Below are 20,346 nucleotides of genomic sequence, written 5' to 3'. Positions count from 1 at the left end.
TATGATAGAAAATGGAGTTTGATCACGTGAGCAATATGAACAATTGGCTTATTATTGGGGCACTTGCCCTATATATCGCACTGTTATTCGGCTGTGCTTTTTTTGGAGAAAAACATGCCAGTCGCTTAAGTACACGTGGTCGCATGTTGATGTTCAGCTTAACTTTAGGCGTATATTGCTCATCTTGGACATTCTACGGCGCAACAGGTGCAGCTGTCCGTGAAGGTATTATTTTCTTACCAATTTATTTAGGACCATTACTTTTTATTTGGTTTGGTTACGACATTTGGAAACGGTTAGGAAGGATTCGTCAGCATCATGCCATTTCTTCAATTGCCGATTTCGTTGCTGCCCGATATGGCAAAAGCGGTAGTCTCGCAGCCTTAGTCACTATTCTTGCAGTGATTGCAATTATCCCTTATCTCGCTTTGCAATTAAGAGCGATTGCATTGAGTGCCTCCGTTGTACTCGAACAGAATGCACATGTTCATACCAGCACAAATAGTGTGTTATTACTTACAGCAGTACTTGCGATTTTGGCTATGATTTTTGGCACGCGGCATATTGCACATACTGAACAGCACGGCGGCTTAATGCTTGCAGTCGCTTTTGAATCTTTTGTAAAACTGTTTGCATTACTTAGCGTTGCAGTTTTTTTCTTATTCCAATCCCCCGAAAATATCAAACAAGTCAGCAATGATGTCACTCAACATTTTCAAGATTTGCAACAATTAGGGGTTCCTGAAACCTTCTGGGTACAAACCTTACTCGCTGCGCTAGCTATGATTTGTTTACCACGACAGTTTCATGTTGCCGTAGTCGAATTACGTGATGAAAAACATATTCGTGGGGCCAGACGCTGGTTTGCAGCTTATTTAATTTTAACAATTATGGCGATTATTCCTATCGCCAGTTGGGCCTTACACTCGCTTCCTGATACATTAGGTACACCCGATATTGCAGTATTGGCTCTCCCTCTAAGTTATCAGCAAGATTGGCTGGCATTACTCGCTTTTTTAGGTGGTTTCTCTGCTTCAACAGGTATGTTACTGGTTGCCTCAGTCGCACTTTCTATCATGCTCAGTAATGATTTAATTATGCCTGCTTTATGGCACTTTAAGATTATCTCTCGACACGATCAACAATTACCAAAAGTACTCAAACTGACTCGAAGAATTAGTATTATCAGTGTGATGTTACTGGGTTTTTTATTCTTCCACTTTTTTAATGACATTAATCAATTATCAGTATTTGGCCTATTGGCTTTTAGCGCAGTTGCGCAATTTTCGCCAGCACTCATTGGGGGTTTATATTGGCGCGGTGCAAGCCGTCAGGGTGTCTATGTTGGTCTGATCGTAGGCTTCATAATGTGGAGCTACACACTATTATTTCCTACATTGTTACGTAGTCTCCCAGAACAATATCAAGCGTTCGCACAACATTTATTATTGTTTGGACCTTTCGATATTAATAGCTTACGTCCAGAAGCTTTACTTGGTTTTGAATCTTTTGCACCATTAACTCATGGTGTCATGTGGTCTTTGGGACTGAATATTATTTGCTATATTTGGGGTTCTCGTTTGTATCGACCAAGTGTTGCGGAACAGATTCAGGCTGAAAGCTTTTTCTACTATGAAAGCAAACCTTTACCCTCTACCCAGACAAACCTTGATTTAACCGATTTACCGCAAAATGCAGCACGGCTCAAAGTTGGCGATTTATTGGCTCTGGCTAAACGTATTACAGGTGATCGCCCTACGACACAAGCGTTCCAGCAATTTTGTGAACAAAATCATGTCGTACTCAATGAAAATCATGTTGCAAATGGCATGTGGTGGCGCTTCACTGAACAATACTTGGCAGGCATTATTGGTGCTGCATCAGCACGTACTTTGCTCACCACCGCCATGATCAATAATGGATTAGCATTAGGGCAAGTCGCGAATATTCTCGATCAAGCTTCACAATGGCAACGCTTTAACCAAAACCTGTTGATGACCATGATCGACCACATGACTCAAGGGGTAAGTGTTGTTGATAAAAATATGTGTTTGGTTGCATGGAACAATCAATATCTTACCTTATTTGATTATCCTAAAGACCTCGTTTATGTCGGTTGTCCAATTGCAGATTTAATTCGATATAACGCAGAACGTGGAGAATGTGGACCCGGTTCAGTTGAAGAACATGTCCGTAAACGAATTCACTGGATGAAAGTCGGTAGCGCCCATGAATTTGAACGTATTCGTAAAGATGGCTTGGTCATTCAAATGCGCGGTAATCCTATTGAGGGTGGAGGATTCGTCACGACCTTCGCCGATATTACTGCGTTCCGCGAAAATGAAGCGATTCTTGAAGAAAGAGTGAGTGATCGAACTCAACAGCTTGCAAATGCACTAGCTGAACAGCAACTTGCCCGTGAACAAGCCGATAAAGCCAATCAATCTAAAAGTCGATTTTTGGCAGCGGCCAGTCACGATTTACTGCAACCGATGCATGCAGCACGTTTGTTCAGTACGGCATTGGAACAGAGTGTCAGCTCAACTGAAGATCAACAAACCTTACAACAACTTGATCGCGCACTGTATGGTGCTGAAAGCATGCTCTCTGCCCTACTCGATATTGCCCGTTTAGAAGGTGGAACCATCCAACCAAAACGCCAAGCCTATTCATTACATGACTTATTGAGTGATCTTGAACTTCAATTCAAATCAATTGCAGCGCAGCGTAATATTCAACTGTCTGTACACGATACTCAATTCTGGGTTGATACCGATCCACAATGGATGCGACGAATTATTCAGAATTTCGTTAGTAATGCATTGCGTTATACAGCACAAGGTCGTGTCGTTGTTGGTGTATTACGTTCTGCACAAAGACCAAACCATATTCGAATCGGTGTTTGGGATACAGGACCTGGGATCAATGAACAACAACGGGTGAAATTATTCCAAGAATTTGAGCGTTGCGGGCATACCTCACCTTGGGGTGAACAAGGACTTGGACTTGGTCTCGCGATTGTTCAACGTATGACCAGCCTGCTGGATTTCCCAGTGCATGTCTACTCAGAATTAGGTAAAGGTTCTTGCTTTATGATCGAAGTACCGCTCGCCGAAGCACCAAAAATTCAAGCGACTACATCGCATGTGACCGCACTGCAACATACTGCATATAAAGTGCTTTGTTTAGACAATGATGAAACTATTTTACAAGGTATGCGGACTTTATTAAGTAAGTGGGGCTATCAAATTTTTACCGCGACTGAACCATCGGAAGCACTAAAACTAATTGAACAAGAAGATATTCAAGTGTGGTTAATCGATCAGCATTTAAATCATAATCAACGGGGATTAGATTTTATTGAACAATATCGCCCTGCACACATTCCAGTCGCATTAATTACAGCAGATTCTGATCCTGAGTTGCCTCAATATTTGAAACAGCAAAATATTGTTCTATTGAAAAAACCGCTCAAACCTGCGGGTTTACGTGCATGGCTTTCTGCTTTAAAAATTATGCCAATGAGCTAAATGGCAAAATATTTTGAAACATAGGCAAAAACCATCAAAAAAAGCGCATTAAAATGACAATAAATTGACCAAAATGCTCAAAAATTTATTGGCTATGGCAAAAACGTTCACTTACACTAGTGAACGTTTGTACACTTACTTACAATTAATTAAGATATTGTTTTTGTTAATAAATATTACCACAAAAACCACATATACAACTTTAGTCGTATTCTACTTGTTTTCTGAATCACGCATAAATTGATCAAAATGATAGAAACCTATGTCTTTGCTGTTTTAGGTTTCTAACACAATCGCCATAAAGGACATGATCATGAATAGCAATCAAGCCACTTCAGAACATAACGAGTTACAGTTTTACCGCCAATACAGTGCAAATGCATTATTACCAGAGCTCAACTGGCAGAATATTTTTGTACAGAGCAACTTAGATGATACTCATCTAAAAGCATTGAATACACTTTATCAAGCAGCCGTCCCCCTTGCCCTCAATGTATTCCATGAGCTGAATTTTGATGTATTTGCACCAGCAGCTTATCAGCCACAAGGTCTAGGACTATTTGAAAAACTAGCGTTACAAGAACAAAAATTCTTGGATGTATTAGAAACAGAATCCGCTCATGTGGATCATGAAACACGTCATCAAATGTGGAGTATGCTACTTCGTGGTGGTGCCGTGTTGGTCTTTAAAGCATGGTTAGGTCATGTCAAAGATGGCGAAAATCAACTGGATAAAAGTCAGTTCGATGAACTATCAGATTTATTATTTATTAAAACTCGCCCAGAGCAATTAGCACAACGTTTAAACGTAGATGCGAATGCAGAACTGACACACATTTTTTTGATGCATGAAAACGATGTATTTTTAGATCATTTCAATAGCTTGGAAACAGCGGCTTTATTTGTAGATTTAGGTGTTTATGACGCTGCTTTCTTAAGTTTACGTGATGATCGAGTCGCAGAATATCTCATCGCAAAAAACTATGTAACTCAAGAACAAATTGATGATTTACAGTGTGCATTAAATCCACTGTATTGCGATAGTTTGATGCCTAAGCAAGATTGTTTAGCTTAATTTTATAAAAAACAAGGTGGAATTTACCACCTTGTTTTTATTGTCTATTAGAACTTCATGCTCATCCGCATCCAGTAATTACGTCCAATATTATTAAACTGCTCACTTGCAGCATAACCAAACATAGACGCACCCGCTTTATTTAAGTGCTCTGTATAAGCCTTATCTAAAACGTTATCAATTCCAACTGAAACATCGACTGCATCAGTTAGCTTATAAGTTCCATTTACAGCTAGGGTATCGAATGCTTTATTTTCATTCATGTCATAACCAACCACATTACCCTCATTCAAACTGATACGATTTTGTTTTGCAACAGCACGCCACAATAGACCTAAGCTATATTTTTCATCAACATAGCGTAAATTTAGTCGACCCTCTAAAGGTGCAATTTGTGGTAATGCGCGATGATCCGAAGTATTTTCTCCCCAAGCGTACATGGTTGAAAGATCCGCTTGGAAATGATCAGTGAATTGATAACCTAAACCTGCTTCAGCACCCGCAATCGTGGCATCAACATTACGTGCCAATGGCTGTCTCATCGTTGGCGTATTATATTCCAACAAAATAAAATCTTTGATTAAACCTGCATAAGCTGAAGCCCACGCACTCCAAGCACCATGTTCAGCTTGGAAGCCAAGGTCAAGTTGTGCCGTACGCTCAGTTTTGAGATTGTCTAAATTATCAAGCATACGATAGGTCGTTACACCCTTGGTTGTTGAACTGATGCCTCGACCTGTCGACGTACTATACAACTCCCAAAAGTCAGGTGTACGTTCCACATATCCCAAACCTAGATAAGTCTTTAAACCATGTTCTGGGAGACTCTTTTCCAAGCGTACAAAACCACTTGGTAGAGTATCTTTACGATTTTTCGCATTTTGTAGATTATCTATTTTGACTTGATCGACACGCGCTCCTGCTACGACTTTTTGATCTTGATCAATTGCATAAGTCCACTCACTAAATGCACCATAAGATTGAAATTTCAAATCTTCAGCATAAGGCGAATTCATTGATGGCATGGCATACATGACCATATCACCACCATGCTTATTCTGCTGCGTATCTACACCTGAAATGACGCTAAATTTATCCCAATCTGTCGTTACAGCTAAACGGGTATTTAAAGTACGACGATCAACCCGCATCGACATTTTATTTGGCACAGTCATATTCATTCCGTGCATATTCATGGTCGTCATTGGCGGCGTACGTAAGCTAAAATTATCCATCACATGATCGTTATAGCTGTAGTCCACTTGGGCTTCAACTTTCTTGATCACCTCTGTAATATTTTTTTGTTCAGCGTGTAGACCGAGGCTTTCTCGTTTAAATTGCGAACCATCCATGCTACGACCAGCGTAGGCAGCCTCACCATCACCTTTACCTGCACGCAATTCTAACCAAGAATCATCTGTTGGCTTCCAACCCAATGCCAAGTCAGTATTCCAGCGCTCCCAATTTGAATGAATGCTTTTATCGTTGCCATCTTTATAATCCTCTGCAACAGAACGATTGGCATTTAAACGAGCATATTTGGTTTCATCGCCAATTGCCGCTTCAATATTATGATCTAGACGACCATATGAACCCATCAAAATACTGGCTTGGCCACGATAAGGCTGATCTTTGCTGAGATTTTCAGGTTGACGCTGAAAAATGACAGTTGCAGCCGAACCAGGCGTTGCGTACTGAACAGTTTGCGGCCCTTTAATCACCGTAATTTTATCGAAGCTTTCTGGCTGAATATAAGAAGTTGGTGCATCCATACGATTCGGGCACGCACCTAAATTTTCACTACCATCAACCAACATTTTAATCCGTGAACCAAACATGCCACGAAAGGTGACATCGCCATTGGTTCCACCATTTTTAATGGCACTAAATCCCATAATATTTTGTAAATAGTCTGCACCGTCCGTTGCAGGAATAGGTTGAATTGCTTGCTTAGGATCAGCGTGAATAATCAATCCATTTGCATCATTTGGCTGCTGTGCTGTAACGACAATAGGTGCTAATACAACATGGGTTTTATCGGACTGAATATCCATATTTGCCCATAATAATGTGCTATTTGAGGCAGCAAGAATCGCAACCGTAAGGGGCTGTAATAAAAATTTAGTTTGAGCCATGATTGGTCTCTCTTAAAACATAAGTAAAACTAGGCTAGAGTTTTGAAAACCCTAATAAAATTGACGTTTTAATTTATGCAAAGAGTGGCGGTGCTCGCCCTTGAGGTAATAAGAATAGCCGTTGCAGTGCAAAATAAACATGCTTAAATGCCTGTTGATACGCGACTAAACGGATTTGGATTCGGACTAAAACCTCTTTCACGCCGAATTCAGGTGGTAATACCAAATTGGCATACACCGTACAGTATTGACACTGGTGATTTGGATCGTGATGATCGTGCGAAGATGTTGTAGATGCCGGTGCTTTTTCGAGTTGATGTGAATGATGACGCATATTGTGCGATACAGACTGCTGTTCAGCTTTTAATTTGGGCAACAATAACGCTTGGGTAATCGTTTCACAGACAGGTGCAATCTGATATTGCTTCGGCAGTAGAGGCTGCAAAAACACCGCAATCTGTAAACAGACTGCGGTGAATGCAAGCAATAAACCACTACGAAACAATAAGGGCACTTTTAATAACCGAAAAACATTTGTTAACGTTTAACCGCAACTTTTTCTTTATCGCGTTGACGTACAACTTTTTCAACTTTCTCACGTGCACGCTGACGTTTTAATGGCGATAAATAATCAACAAAAAGTTTGCCATTTAAGTGATCCATTTCATGTTGGATACAAACTGCGAGAAGTTCGTCAGCTTCTAACTCAAATGCTTGACCATCAAGGTTAATTGCCTCGATTTTTACACGTGACGGACGCGCAACTTTGTCGTATATTTGAGGCACAGAGAGACAGCCTTCTTCGTACGGCTGAGTCTCTTGAGTCAGTGGAGTAACTTTGGGGTTGATGAACACCATCGGTTGATTTTTCTCTTCAGAAAGGTCCATGACAATAAGCTGAATATGATGATCAACCTGAGTTGCCGCTAAACCTATACCCGGTGCCTCGTACATGGTTTCTAACATATCTGCTGCAAGCTGACGAATATCATCAGTGACTTCTTCGACTGGCTTAGCAATGGTACGAAGACGGGGATCAGGAAAACTTAAAATAGGTAATAAGGCCATACCGTTCCTCATTTATGCCATTGATCAGAAAACCAACTGAAGGGAATGCTTGATCAAAAAATTGTGTGTAAAGTCGTTATTATAACGCAACTACACAGATAATTTTTAGGAATTATGATAATGAAAAAGGTTTTAAACGGCATACCATCATTTCATGCCTTGGGGTTAAAAAAACAACTGATTGCTGCTGCAATTTGTGCAGGATTAGGCATGAGCATAAACCTTACTCATGCAGCAAGCCCTAACGCAAACCCACCATCCTTAAAAGCGGGTGCACCACATGTCTATGTGGTGAAAAAAGGCGATACGCTTTGGGATATTTCAGGCAAATTTTTAAGCAAGCCTTGGCGCTGGCCTGAAATTTGGGCAAGCAATAAACATGTCAAGAATCCACATTGGATTTATCCTGGTGATCGCTTGCTACTTTGTAGTTTGAACGGTAAACCACTGATTGGTAAAGATGAAGGTGATGGTTGTGACGGTATCATTCGTCGTTACTCTGGCAATACTTCTACTTTACGTCCAAAAGTTCGTATTGAAGCTTTAAATAATAGCGTTCCTGTTATTCCATTAGCTGATATTCAACAATGGTTAGAACGAACTTCGGTACTTCCAGCGAGTGCGATTAGCAACACACCTTATGTCTTGGGTACAGCGGATAATCGTGTACTTGCAGGCAAAGGCCAGAGCATTTATGTGCGTGGTCAAGGTATTGAAAATGGTCAACGTTATGGCGTATACCGTGAAGGTGAACCGTATATCGTGCTTGATGAAAAAGGGAAGAAACAAAATCTAGGTGTTGAGCTCACGCAAGTCGCTTCTGGTGTTGCGATTACCAACGAAAAAGATATTACTACCTTTGAATTAACTGATAGTTATACTGGTGAAGTACGTCGTGGTGATCGTGTGATGCTTGAACAAGATGCCATGTTACCTACTTTATTCTACCCAACTGAACCAAATCAGGTGAAAGATGGCGGTAAAGTCATCCGTGTCATGGGGTCTATAGGTACAGCTGCGAAAAATGGTGTCGTCACTGTTGACCGTGGTACAGCAGATGGCATTGAAATCGGACAAGTTTTTAGTACGTACCAAGATGGCGAAACTGTTCGTGATCCAAAGACCAAAGAAAGTATAAAATTACCAGGTCAATATGTTGGTAGTATTATGATTTTCAAAAGTTTTGATCGCATCAGCTACGGCTATGTTTTAGAGAGTGAGTTACCAATTAAAATTGGTTCAAATATCAAGCCGCCTCGTCTTGATAACTAAACGCTAATTAGAAATGTTGAATCAGCTATCGCCCCATCATTATCATACTGTGTTGGTGTGGTACTTGGTTCAACACTCGCTTTCTAGTTTTCAAAAAATTCGAAACTATTTCGGTAGTTGTGCGGAAGCAGTCCAAACACATCGACTTTCTGAATGGCAACAGCTCGGTTTACACAAAAATCATTTAAAACGTCTAGAAGAATTCCAAACCCCACACGGAAAGCAGCAATTTGACCATATGGTTCAATTGATTTGTAAGCACACCGATTTTATTTTAACCCCTGAAGATATCGACTACCCTACTCAACTTTTACCTTACTCTGATCACCCTCCTATTTTATTTGGTCAAGGCCAGCTACAAGCATTATTACAGCCCCAGATTGCTATGGTTGGAAGTCGAAAGCCGAGTCCTCATGGACGACAAGTTGCCTATGATTTTGCGTATTATTTAAGTGAAAAAGGATTTTACATCAGCAGCGGTTTAGCCCACGGAATTGATGAAGCGGCTCATCGTGGCGGTTTAGCCCATCATCGGACAATCGCGGTGACTGGAACAGGTTTAGACACAGTTTATCCATCGCAAAATAGCAAACTAGCCCAAGAAATTATTCAAACAGGCGCTCTTGTCACTGAGTTTCTTCCGACTACCCTACCTTTACAGCAGCATTTTCCACGCCGTAATCGTATCGTTAGTGGTCTAAGTCTTGGGGTTTTGGTTGTAGAAGCCGCTTTGAAAAGTGGTTCACTGATCACAGCAAATGAAGCAGCCAATCAAGGGAAAATGGTATTTGCCATTCCTGGACATATTTACAGTGAGTATCATCAAGGCTGCCATCAATTAATTCGTGAAGGTGCAACCTTAGTTGATCATCCAGAACAAATTATTGAAGATCTAGCCTTACCTACACAATGGCAAGTACAACAACAAATTCCAGAAGAACATGTAACCATCACACCAAGCTTACCAACACATTTGATTGCTCTTTATCAAAGTCTCGACTGGGTTGGACAAGACTTGGATGAACTTGCTCAACGTCATCCAATTCCGATCGCAGAACTTACAGCTCAATTGATGGAATTAGAATTACTCGGTTTCTGTATACAACAGGGCGGTCGCTATTTACGTTGTCGTCCAATTCATTAAAATAACCCTATCTTTGTCGCTAAATATAATCCCATGATTACCTCATCAATTTCGGAAGCAGCACAGCTTTTGAAGCAAGGGCAAGTTCTTGCTTATCCAACAGAAGCTGTTTGGGGCTTAGGCTGCGATCCATTCAATCAACAAGCTTTTCAAAACATTCTTGAGCTAAAACATCGCCCAATTGAAAAAGGAGTCATTTTATTAGCAGGTCACTTAGGGCAAGTTGAGCATTTGTTACAAAGCTTAGCCCCAAAGATACGTAAGCAAGTGATTGATAGTTGGACGGATCGTGTAGCAACTGAAAGAGCAACTACGTGGTTACTTCCCGCTGATGAGCACATTCCTATTTGGATTAAAGGTCAACATCCATTAGTTGCTGTACGTGTAACCACGCACCCTTTGTGCGTCGAACTTTGTAATGCCTTTGGTGGCTTTATTGTATCGACCAGTGCCAATCCCGCGGGACTAAACCCAGCACAAAATTTAGAACAAGCTCAAGGTTATTTTGGTGCATCCCTGAATTATTTGGAGGGTGATTTAGGACTTAGCCAAGACCCTAGTCGAATTCTCAACGCATTAACAGGTGAAGTAATTCGCGCTTGATTATGTAAATAGTGAATAAAAAAAAGCTCAGTTATATAGGGATAACTGAGCATAAAAAGGATGTGTATAATCACATCCAGAGGGTCTGCAAATTGGTTGAGTATATTCATCATTAAAAATGAATCTAGCTACTCTGAAAGCTATTATGGATCAATCATTTGATTTATACAAATATATTATTTCTCTAACAAAAAATGTGAAAAGCGTACCATTTTTGTCAGTTTTAAAATTTCAATAAAATTATATTTCTATTTTTATTGAAATTTTTTTGGTCACAAACTTGATAAATATCTAAAATATATTTGAAAATCATATAGAAATAATCTTCATTAAATAAAAATTTTGATATGTTTGTCGCTATTTCAAACAATTTTATACCATCATTTCATATTTAAGTGGCGCTTTAAATCAATTCTGCAGGTGCTTTTTCCGTTTTCTTTTGCGCTAAAATGATACCGACCAAAATCGTCACACCGCCTAAGGTATGGTAGATCGTCCAATGCTCAGATAGCCATACACTTGCAATAATTGCAGTAAATACAGGCATCAAATTCATAAAAATACTAGTACGGTTTGGACCAATGCTTTGTACAGCAATCATCCATAATAAAGGTGCGATCAACGATGGAAAAATACCTGCATACAATACACTTGCTACATTATCTACATTAATTGCATCTAAGCCCAACCAAAGTAGAAATGGAAGATGGTATAGCAACGCAAAAGCGATTTGGATATAGAGACTGGTCATCAATGGCAATTGTACTTGCCATTTTTTTAGAAAGACGCCATAAAATGCATAAAAACCTACGGCCAAGACCATAACAGCATCTCCCCAATGACCTCCTTGATCAAATAAGCGAGAGAAATGCCCTTGGCTCATTACATAAAGTAGGCCGAAAAATGATAGGAAACTGCCAAAAATCGCAAATCGATTTGGCTTATCTTTTAAAATAATATAAGAGATAAAAATGGTAAAAACTGGAACAAAGGCATTTACAATACCCATATTTGTTGCAGTGGTATAATGTGCTGCTGTATAAGAAAGGCCTTGATATAAAACCATTCCAAAAGCGCTCAGAACTGCTAATTTAGGAATATATGGGCGAATCAAAGCTCGCTGTTTCCATACTTTGGGCAACATAAATGGTGTCAAAATGAGAAAGGCAACAAACCAGCGATAAAAACTAATACTGACGGGTGAAATATAGTCCGCAACATAGCGTGTCACTGCAATGTTCAGTGACCAAATCAATACCGCAATCAGTGGCAATACAAATGCCCATTTCTGATATTTTGTTAACTGACCCATCATCATCCTCACCCTATTCCAGCAATTTCACTATTCTGAAAGATGTCCAAAATAATTGAAATATCGTATTTCAGACATTTATATCGCGCTTAAGACATGGCTGGTTTAAAATATGTGTATCGCCTTAAAATGGGCAAAAAGCCTAAACAATCCTAAAGTCACCTGCGAAAACTAAAATGGGCACCCAGATGAAGCATGATGCTGCTGAGCAATTTCCTTTTCTGAGTGGTATAGAAGTGCATGAATTTCTATACCAAAAGGATGATATTGTCAGTCCACATTCCTCACTCTGGGGCGACTTTAATTTTAGTTTAAATGGTACGCTGGAGTTTGATATTGAGGGGCAATACTATCTTTCTCCGCCCAGTTATGGACTATGGTTGCCACCGCGTACTGAACATCAGTCGCTCCCTGTTGAACATGAAATTCATTATATTTGCATCCGACTTCATCCTCGTTTCGGAGATGCATTAGGCGATGTCTGCCGCTGTTTTAGTATTCAACCTTTTTTCGCTCTTTGGTCATTCAAATTCTAGAGCAACAAAAGCAAAATCTTGCGCCTGAATATCTTGAACATTTATTACAAGTGTTATTCGATCAACTAAAGCAAGCCCCAGCATATACACATTATTTACCGCAAAGCACGCATCCAACCTTAGCTCCGATCTTCGATCAACTTGCGAATCCTGAATTATTTCATATGAGCCTACAACAAGTATTGTATAACTTTACGGTCAGTGAGCGCCATGTGTTACGGCTGAGCCAACAAGAATTGCAACTCTCTCTGTCAGAATGGCGCAATCGAGCCAAAATTATTTTTGCAATCAATCAAATTCGTCAAGGCACGACCATTAAACAATTGGCATATACTTTAGGTTATCACCATAGCTCTAGCTTTATTGAATTCTTCAAGCGCTATACAGGACAAACTCCTATTCAACTCAAAAATGCCTCGATATAAATCCAAGACGTGCTTTTGCTCATAATTTGTATGGATTCATATCAAGAGGATTGCACTGTACGAAATTAGCAGTTAAAACAAACAAGTCTTGTCACAACAACATTAGGACGTATTCAATGAGCCAGTCGGTTTATCACATTCCAGTTAAAGATATTAAAGGTCAAGACGTTGATCTTGATCAATATCAGGGTAAAGTTCTACTAATTGTTAACGTAGCCTCAAAATGTGGCTTAACACCACAGTACGAAGGCCTAGAAAAACTTTATCAAGCGAAAAAAAATCAGGGCTTAGAAATTTTAGGCTTCCCTGCAAATAACTTCTTAGAGCAAGAACCAGGCACAAATGATGAAATCGAACAATTCTGTTCACTCAACTATGACGTCCACTTCCCTTTATTTGCAAAAATCTCTGTTGCAGGTGAAGACAAACATCCTTTATATCAAAAACTCACACAAGCAATTCCAGAACGTATTGGTGAAGGACCTTGGTGGAAAGACCTCGTTGATTATGGCTTAACACCAAACAATCCACCTGAAGTACTATGGAATTTTGAGAAATTCTTAGTCAATAAAAATGGGGAAATCGTAGCGCGTTTTGCACCTGACATTACCGCAGATGATGAACGTATCGTCAGTGCGATTGAAACTGAGCTGACTAAATAATTCAGAACAATTATAAGAGCGCCTTGTGCGCTCTTTTTTATGTAAAATGTAAAGCCTTACAAAAATCACTTTTTTATTCATATTTTTTCATTATAGTGACGTTTTTCACATATTTTGGTGCAGTTCAGCCATGATGGACAACCAGTCGATCAAAGCCATCCTTTCAGCCATGACACTTGCTGCTGCATTTACACTGACAGGCTGTGATCAAGTTCCCCATGACCATCAGCAGGTGGAACAAGAATCTGAATTTGAACAGCCTGCTACAACAGCGAATCAGGATAACAGCACCGAAATGATAAAGGCGCAGGACACCCAAAACCTGAGTCGTGGCAATATGCTCAACATTGCACGCGATATTGCAAAGTTACAGCTTGAGACCGATGATTATGTGGCACTATTAAAACAGTCGCAAAGCAGTCTTGAACAGGCGATTCAGGAACAAAATGTTCAGCAGTTGCAACATACCACAGGTGAACTTAAGCAGGAATTACACGGACTACATGACACTTTACTTTCAATAAACCTAAAAAGTGATGAGGTTGACCAGATTCGCCAGAGTCTACTTACAGCCAACCAGCAACTTCTGAGCATGCCTTTGCTGCATGGTCAACTGGACATTGCCCAGCTAGATTTTGCAAAAATTGAAAAGCAGTTCAACGCCATTCAAATGGATATGGTGAAACTGACAACCTTAGTACTCGGCAATAAAGATGATTCAAACGCTTAAAGTCCGTTTATTTTAATTTTCGATCCCATATAAAAAAGCCACCTTTCGGTGGCTTTCTCAATCTTAAATCTGCAATTACATTGCACGATTCTTGATTTTACGGATGGTTTCAAGCTGAGCCGCAGTTTCTGCAAGCGCAGCAAGAGCAGCAGCCGAGTCCAAATCACTCTTTTGATTTGCTAACAATTGTTCAGCTTGTTTACGAGCCTCCATAATTGCAGCTTCATCTAAGTTGTCAGCACGGATTGCAGTATCTGCAAGCACGGTCACAACATGTGGTTGAACTTCTAACACACCGCCTGATACATACACGATTTCTTCTGTACCATTTTCCAACTGAACACGGATCGGTCCCGGTTGGAGTAAAGTTACAAGTGGCGCATGTCCTGGCAAAATACCAAGCTCACCACCCGCACCTTTTGCGATTAACATCGTAACTTGTCCAGAGTAAATAGACTCTTTAACACTTACGACATCACATTGCATAGTCGCCATGAGAATCTCCTTAAATTAGAGTTGCTAATTAAAGTTTCTCGGCTTTAGCAATCACTTCGTCAATACCACCAACCATATAGAACGCTTGTTCTGGGATGTGATCGTATTCACCAGCTAATAGACCTTTAAAGCCACGAATCGTTTCTTTAAGTGGTACTAATTTACCAGGAGCACCAGTAAACACTTCAGCTACGTGGAATGGTTGAGAGAAGAAACGTTGGATTTTACGCGCACGGTAAACAACCAATTTATCTTCTTCAGCTAATTCATCCATACCCAAGATTGCGATAATGTCTTTAAGCTCTTTATAACGCTGCAATACGTTCTGTACAGAACGTGCAATTTCATAATGCTCTTGACCAACAACCAATGGATCTAACTGACGTGAAGTTGAGTCAAGTGGATCGATCGCTGGATAAATACCAGAAGATGCGATGTCACGGCTCAATACTACTGTTGCATCTAAGTGAGCAAACGTTGTTGCAGGTGATGGGTCAGTCAAGTCATCCGCAGGTACGTATACAGCTTGGATCGATGTGATCGAACCAGACTTAGTCGACGTAATACGCTCTTGAAGAACACCCATTTCTTCTGCAAGTGTCGGTTGGTAACCTACCGCAGATGGCATACGACCTAACAATGCTGATACTTCAGTACCTGCAAGTGTATAACGGTAGATGTTGTCGACGAATAATAATACGTCACGACCTTTACCATTTTCGTCTTTTTCATCACGGAAGTATTCAGCCATAGTCAAACCAGTTAACGCTACGCGTAAACGGTTACCTGGTGGCTCGTTCATCTGACCGTAGACCATTGCTACTTTGTCAAGAACGTTAGAATCTTTCATTTCGTGATAGAAGTCGTTACCTTCACGAGTACGCTCACCAACACCAGCAAACACAGATAAACCTGAGTGTGCTTTCGCGATGTTGTTGATCAACTCCATCATGTTAACGGTTTTACCAACACCCGCACCACCGAATAAACCAACTTTACCACCTTTTGCAAACGGGCAAAGTAAGTCAATGACTTTAATACCTGTTTCTAAAAGATCAGTAGAAGCTGCTTGTTCAGCATAAGAAGGCGCTTGACGGTGAATTGGCAAACGTGCTTCAGTCGCTACAGGACCTGCTTCATCAATAGGGCGACCTAAAACGTCCATGATACGACCAAGCGTAGCAGGACCCACTGGAACAGAAATCGGTGCATTTGTGCTAGTTACATTAAGGCCACGTTTAAGACCTTCTGTAGAACCCATTGCGATGGTACGAACAACACCATCGCCAAGCTGTTGCTGAACTTCTAAAGTAGTTTCAGTACCGTCAACTTGGAGAGCGTCATAGATCTTAGGAACGCTATTGCGCTCAAACTCGACGTCGATAACCGCGCCGATGATCTGAATGATACGACCGCTACTCATTGCTGTCTCCTCAATTCAAACTTAATAATGTTAAACGGCAGCGGCACCGCCAACGATCTCGGAAATTTCCTGAGTAATCGCGGCTTGACGCAGCTTGTTGTAAATGAGTTGTAGGTCTTTAATCAATTGGCCTGCGTTGTCTGTCGCTGCTTTCATTGCGACCATACGAGCAGACTGCTCACATGCAACGTTTTCAATCACACCTTGATAAACCATAGACTCGATGTAGCGAACCAACAAACCATTTAACAATTCTTCTGCTTCTGGTTCGTAGATATAGTCCCAACCATAAGTACGGTTGAGATCATCGCCTGCTTGCGCTGGTGCTAAAGGAACAAGTTGTTCTACTTTAGGCTGTTGAGTCATTGCATTGACAAAACCATTTGAAACGAGGTAGATACGATCTAATTCGCCTTTATCAAATGCATCAAGCATAACTTGTACAGAGCCAGTTAACTGTTCCAAACTCGGCGCATCGCCAAGTTGGGTCGTTGCACCAAGCACTTTACCGCCGTAATTCTTAAAAAACGAAACCGCTTTTTGACCAATCAAAGCAAATTCAACTTCAATTGACTGCTGTTGTTGTGCTTTGACATGCTGCACAACTTTCTTGAACAAGTTAATGTTCAAGCCACCCGCCAAGCCACGATCTGAAGACACTACGATATAGCCAACACGCTTAACTGGGCGGTCAACCATATAACGGTGTTTGTATTCAGGGTTTGCTTGAACTAAGTGAGCAATTACACGGCGCATATTATCGGCATACGGACGGCCCTGAGCCATGCGCTCTTGCGCACGACGCATTTTAGAAGCAGCTACCATTTGCATCGCGCGAGTAATCTTTTGCGTGCTCTTGATACTAGCTACTTTGGCGCGAATTTCTTTTAAATTTGCCATACGCTTAACCTAGTATTCGAAAGCCCTTTCGAGCTTTCGAAGGTTGATCCGTGAACCAAACTTAACTAAAGGTAAACTTAGTAAGTTTGAGTCGCTTTGAAGCTCTCAATACCTGATTTGATTGCTGCTTCGATGTCTTTGTTATAATCACCAGTTTCATCGATCTGTTGCATTAACGCAGCTTTTTCTGAACGGAAGTAAGCAATTAACGCAGCATCAAAGTCTACGATTTTCTTCACTTCAACGTCAGCCATATAGCCTTCGTTAGATGCATAAACAGATACAGCTTGGTCAGCAATTGAGTAAGGAGCATATTGTTTCTGCTTCATTAACTCAGTTACACGTTGACCATGCTCAAGTTGCTTACGCGTTGCTTCATCAAGATCAGAAGCAAACTGAGCAAACGCAGCCAATTCACGGTATTGTGCTAGAGCAGTACGGATACCACCAGACAATTTTTTGATGATCTTAGTTTGAGCAGAACCACCAACACGCGATACCGAGATACCCGCGTTCACAGCAGGACGAATACCTGCGTTGAATAATGATGTTTCTAAGAAGATCTGACCGTCAGTAATCGAAATTACGTTGGTTGGTACGAATGCAGATACGTCACCCGCTTGAGTTTCAATGATCGGTAACGCAGTTAAAGAACCAGTTTGACCAGTTACTGCACCGTTCGTGAACTTCTCAACATAGTCAGCTGAAACGCGCGAAGCACGCTCAAGAAGACGTGAGTGAAGATAGAATACGTCACCTGGATACGCTTCACGACCTGGTGGACGACGTAATAACAATGAAATTTGACGGTAAGCAACAGCTTGCTTAGACAAATCATCATAAATAATTAACGCATCTTCACCGCGGTCACGGAAGTATTCACCCATTGTACAGCCTGAGTACGGAGCTAAATACTGCATAGCTGCAGGATCAGCTGCCGCAGCTGCGACAACAGTTGTATACGCCATAGCGCCAGTTTCTTCTAGCTTACGTACAACGTTTGCAATTGTTGATTGTTTTTGACCAATCGCAACGTATACACATTTAATGCCAGAGTTTTTCTGAGCGATGATCGCATCGATCGCCATTGCTGTTTTACCAGTTTGACGGTCACCAATAATCAACTCACGCTGACCACGACCTACAGGGATCATGGTATCAACTGATTTATAACCAGTTTGAACAGGTTCGTCGACTGATTGACGCCAAATTACGCCTGGTGCTACTTTTTCAACAGCATCAGTTAATTTTGCATCAATTGGGCCTTTACCATCAATTGGGTTACCTAAAGCGTCTACGACACGGCCAAGAAGTTCAGGACCAACCGGAACTTCTAATACACGACCTGTACAACGCGCTTTTTGACCTTCTTGCAGGCTTAGGTAGTTACCTAAAACAACGGCACCCACTGAATCCTGTTCTAGGTTCAGTGCCATACCAAATAAGCCGCCGTCGAATTCGATCATTTCACCGTACATTGCATCCGCAAGACCGTGAATACGCACGATACCGTCAGATACCATGACGATGGTACCTTCATTCTTCGCGGTCGCGCTGGTGTCCAGATCGCCGATACGCTGTTTAATGAGCGCACTGATCTCGGATGGATTCAGTTGTTGCATTGCGCTATTCCTCAATCTTTTTTAAGTTCAGTCTTTTTGCTATTACGCAAGAAGACGAGTCCGCATTTTTTCAAGCTTGTTAAGCGCAGAGTCATCTATCACTTGGTCGCCTGCATGAATCACAACACCTGCGATTAACGCTGGATTAACGCTAACAGTCACATGAACAGTTCTGTTAAAACGTTTTTCAAGCGCATGAGCTAAAATATGCTCTTGTGTCGCATCTAATGGAAAAGCAGATTCAATCTCTACTTCCAAAGTGTTGTTGTTCTGCGATTTCAGTAATTCGTATTCTGCTGCGATTTCAGGCAATAAAACTAAACGATCATTATCTGCAAGTAATGTCAAAAAGTTCGACACAGCTTGTGATTGATCTTCACCTAAAACTTTCGCAAAAAGACTTACCTGCTCCGCAGGAGTCAACTCAGGGCGATTTAAATAAGCGGAAAATGCTTCATCTTGCACCGCAGCACTGAGCAGTTGTAATGCATTTGACCAAGAGTCAGTTGCATTTTGCTCAGATGCATAAGCAAATGCTGCCTTAGCGTATGGGCGTGCCAACGTCAAGAGTTCAGCCATATTTCGCCTCGCTTAAAGTTTAGCAGCCAGCTGAGTCAGCATGGCATTATGAGCTTCTGCGTCAACTTGTTGGTTCAGAATTTTTTCTGCGCCAGCAACTGCCAAAGCAGCAACTTGTTGACGTAATTCTTCGCGAGCAGCATTGATGTCTTGATCAACAGTTTCTTTCGCCTGTTGACGAATACGCTCACCTTCAGCAGATGCTTGGGTACGCGCTTCTTCTACCAATTGTGCTGCACGACGGTTCGCTTGTTCGATCAATTGAGCCGCTTGTGCTTTTGCTGCGTCTAATTCTGCCTTAACTTGTGCTTGCGCATCAGCAAGGTCAGCTTTTGCTTTTTCAGCAGCATTTAAGCCATCAGCGATTTTACGCTGACGCTCACTAATCGCATTGATTAGTGGTGGCCAAACGAACTTCATGCAAAATGCGACAAAGAACGCAAATGCAATCGCTTGACCAATCAATGTGAGGTTGATATTCATTTCGCTATTCCTCAATATGTGGATTTAGGAATTAAGCTATTAACCTACAAATGGATTAGCGAAGATGAAGAACAAGCCAATACCAACACCGATCATAGGCACAGCATCAAGAAGACCCGCAATTAAGAACATACGAGTTTGAAGTTGTGGAGCCAATTCTGGTTGACGAGCAACAGCTTCTAAGAAGCGGCCACCTAAAAGACCGAAGCCAATCGCAGTACCTAAAGCACCAAAAGCGATCAAGATAGCAGATGCAATTGCAACTAGACCTAAAGTGAGTTCCATGAAAAATTCCTCAGAGGTTAGGTTATTACCAAATTAAACTAAAATTTAAGCCTAACCATCGATTGAT

General features: G+C 41.1%; 18 protein-coding genes and 1 pseudogene. 8 read left to right on the top strand and 11 right to left on the bottom strand.

Going from position 1 to position 20,346, the window contains the following annotated elements; all coding sequences use genetic code 11:
• Positions 1–35 precede the first annotated feature (35 nt).
• Positions 36–3,530 (top strand): PAS domain-containing hybrid sensor histidine kinase/response regulator, encoded by a 3,495-nt coding sequence (locus tag ABLB98_RS00815; RefSeq protein ID WP_348882767.1) that lies wholly within the window; start codon positions 36–38, stop codon positions 3,528–3,530.
• A gap of 313 nt (positions 3,531–3,843) precedes the next feature.
• Positions 3,844–4,605 carry a hypothetical protein gene (locus ABLB98_RS00810; protein WP_249571324.1) on the top strand — a complete coding sequence of 254 codons (762 nt, stop codon included), beginning with the start codon at positions 3,844–3,846 and terminating at the stop codon, positions 4,603–4,605.
• 47 nt (positions 4,606–4,652) lie between these two features.
• Here ABLB98_RS00810 and ABLB98_RS00805 read toward each other — a convergent pair whose 3' ends face one another.
• From ABLB98_RS00805 to def, 3 genes are all read right to left on the bottom strand, one after another.
• Positions 4,653–6,740, bottom strand: coding sequence for a TonB-dependent copper receptor (locus ABLB98_RS00805; protein ID WP_348882766.1), 2,088 nt, complete (start codon positions 6,738–6,740; stop codon positions 4,653–4,655).
• 73 nt (positions 6,741–6,813) lie between these two features.
• Positions 6,814–7,254 (bottom strand): DUF2946 family protein, encoded by a 441-nt coding sequence (locus ABLB98_RS00800; RefSeq protein WP_348882765.1) that lies wholly within the window; start codon positions 7,252–7,254, stop codon positions 6,814–6,816.
• Positions 7,255–7,277: 23 nt separating this feature from the next.
• Positions 7,278–7,808, bottom strand: a complete 531-nt coding sequence (gene def, locus ABLB98_RS00795) for a peptide deformylase (protein ID WP_004680037.1) — start codon at positions 7,806–7,808, stop codon at positions 7,278–7,280.
• 120 nt (positions 7,809–7,928) lie between these two features.
• On the opposite strand from def, the gene ABLB98_RS00790 reads away from it, so the two are divergent.
• From ABLB98_RS00790 to ABLB98_RS00780, 3 genes are read left to right on the top strand one after another with little or no spacing between them, the layout of a single operon-like run.
• Entirely contained in the window at positions 7,929–9,080 is a 1,152-nt protein-coding gene (locus ABLB98_RS00790) for a LysM peptidoglycan-binding domain-containing protein (protein WP_348882764.1), read from the top strand.
• Between the two features lie 13 nt (positions 9,081–9,093).
• Positions 9,094–10,224, top strand: coding sequence for a DNA-processing protein DprA (dprA, locus tag ABLB98_RS00785; protein WP_348882763.1), 1,131 nt, complete (start codon positions 9,094–9,096; stop codon positions 10,222–10,224).
• Positions 10,225–10,257: 33 nt separating this feature from the next.
• A complete protein-coding gene (locus ABLB98_RS00780) occupies positions 10,258–10,827 on the top strand; it encodes a Sua5/YciO/YrdC/YwlC family protein (RefSeq protein ID WP_348882762.1) in 570 nt (189 codons plus the stop codon).
• Between the two features lie 403 nt (positions 10,828–11,230).
• On the opposite strand, the gene ABLB98_RS00775 is transcribed toward ABLB98_RS00780, so the two are convergent.
• Positions 11,231–12,139, bottom strand: a complete 909-nt coding sequence (locus tag ABLB98_RS00775; RefSeq protein WP_348882761.1) for a DMT family transporter — start codon at positions 12,137–12,139, stop codon at positions 11,231–11,233.
• 188 nt (positions 12,140–12,327) lie between these two features.
• Here ABLB98_RS00775 and ABLB98_RS00770 point away from each other — a divergent pair.
• The 3 genes and pseudogenes from ABLB98_RS00770 to ABLB98_RS00760 all read left to right on the top strand — a co-directional run bounded on the left by ABLB98_RS00770 (position 12,328) and on the right by ABLB98_RS00760 (position 14,492).
• A pseudogene (locus tag ABLB98_RS00770) lies at positions 12,328–13,100 on the top strand (helix-turn-helix transcriptional regulator).
• Positions 13,101–13,216: 116 nt separating this feature from the next.
• On the top strand, positions 13,217–13,762 hold the full coding sequence (locus ABLB98_RS00765) for a glutathione peroxidase (RefSeq protein WP_348882760.1): 546 nt from the start codon (positions 13,217–13,219) through the stop codon (positions 13,760–13,762).
• 130 nt (positions 13,763–13,892) lie between these two features.
• On the top strand, positions 13,893–14,492 hold the full coding sequence (locus ABLB98_RS00760) for a hypothetical protein (protein WP_348882759.1): 600 nt from the start codon (positions 13,893–13,895) through the stop codon (positions 14,490–14,492).
• 75 nt (positions 14,493–14,567) lie between these two features.
• Here ABLB98_RS00760 and ABLB98_RS00755 read toward each other — a convergent pair whose 3' ends face one another.
• The 7 genes from ABLB98_RS00755 to atpE all read right to left on the bottom strand — a co-directional run bounded on the left by ABLB98_RS00755 (position 14,568) and on the right by atpE (position 20,279).
• Positions 14,568–14,987, bottom strand: coding sequence for a F0F1 ATP synthase subunit epsilon (locus ABLB98_RS00755; RefSeq protein ID WP_004665198.1), 420 nt, complete (start codon positions 14,985–14,987; stop codon positions 14,568–14,570).
• Positions 14,988–15,015: 28 nt separating this feature from the next.
• Positions 15,016–16,410: a F0F1 ATP synthase subunit beta gene (atpD, locus tag ABLB98_RS00750; RefSeq protein WP_004680053.1), complete on the bottom strand. Its 1,395-nt coding sequence runs from the start codon at positions 16,408–16,410 to the stop codon at positions 15,016–15,018.
• 30 nt (positions 16,411–16,440) lie between these two features.
• On the bottom strand, positions 16,441–17,310 hold the full coding sequence (gene atpG, locus ABLB98_RS00745) for a F0F1 ATP synthase subunit gamma (RefSeq protein WP_004665202.1): 870 nt from the start codon (positions 17,308–17,310) through the stop codon (positions 16,441–16,443).
• A gap of 77 nt (positions 17,311–17,387) precedes the next feature.
• A complete protein-coding gene (gene atpA, locus ABLB98_RS00740; protein ID WP_087544534.1) occupies positions 17,388–18,932 on the bottom strand; it encodes a F0F1 ATP synthase subunit alpha in 1,545 nt (514 codons plus the stop codon).
• 42 nt (positions 18,933–18,974) lie between these two features.
• Entirely contained in the window at positions 18,975–19,511 is a 537-nt protein-coding gene (locus ABLB98_RS00735; RefSeq protein WP_004665206.1) for a F0F1 ATP synthase subunit delta, read from the bottom strand.
• A 12-nt stretch (positions 19,512–19,523) separates the two neighbouring features.
• On the bottom strand, positions 19,524–19,994 hold the full coding sequence (locus ABLB98_RS00730; protein ID WP_004665208.1) for a F0F1 ATP synthase subunit B: 471 nt from the start codon (positions 19,992–19,994) through the stop codon (positions 19,524–19,526).
• A 39-nt stretch (positions 19,995–20,033) separates the two neighbouring features.
• Positions 20,034–20,279: a F0F1 ATP synthase subunit C gene (gene atpE / locus ABLB98_RS00725; RefSeq protein ID WP_000424060.1), complete on the bottom strand. Its 246-nt coding sequence runs from the start codon at positions 20,277–20,279 to the stop codon at positions 20,034–20,036.
• Between the last annotated feature and the right edge of the window lie 67 nt (positions 20,280–20,346).

The sequence above is a fragment of the Acinetobacter yuyunsongii genome (genome assembly GCF_041021915.1).
GTDB lineage: Bacteria > Pseudomonadota > Gammaproteobacteria > Pseudomonadales > Moraxellaceae > Acinetobacter.
This window is presented reverse-complemented; position numbering and strand designations above follow the sequence as displayed.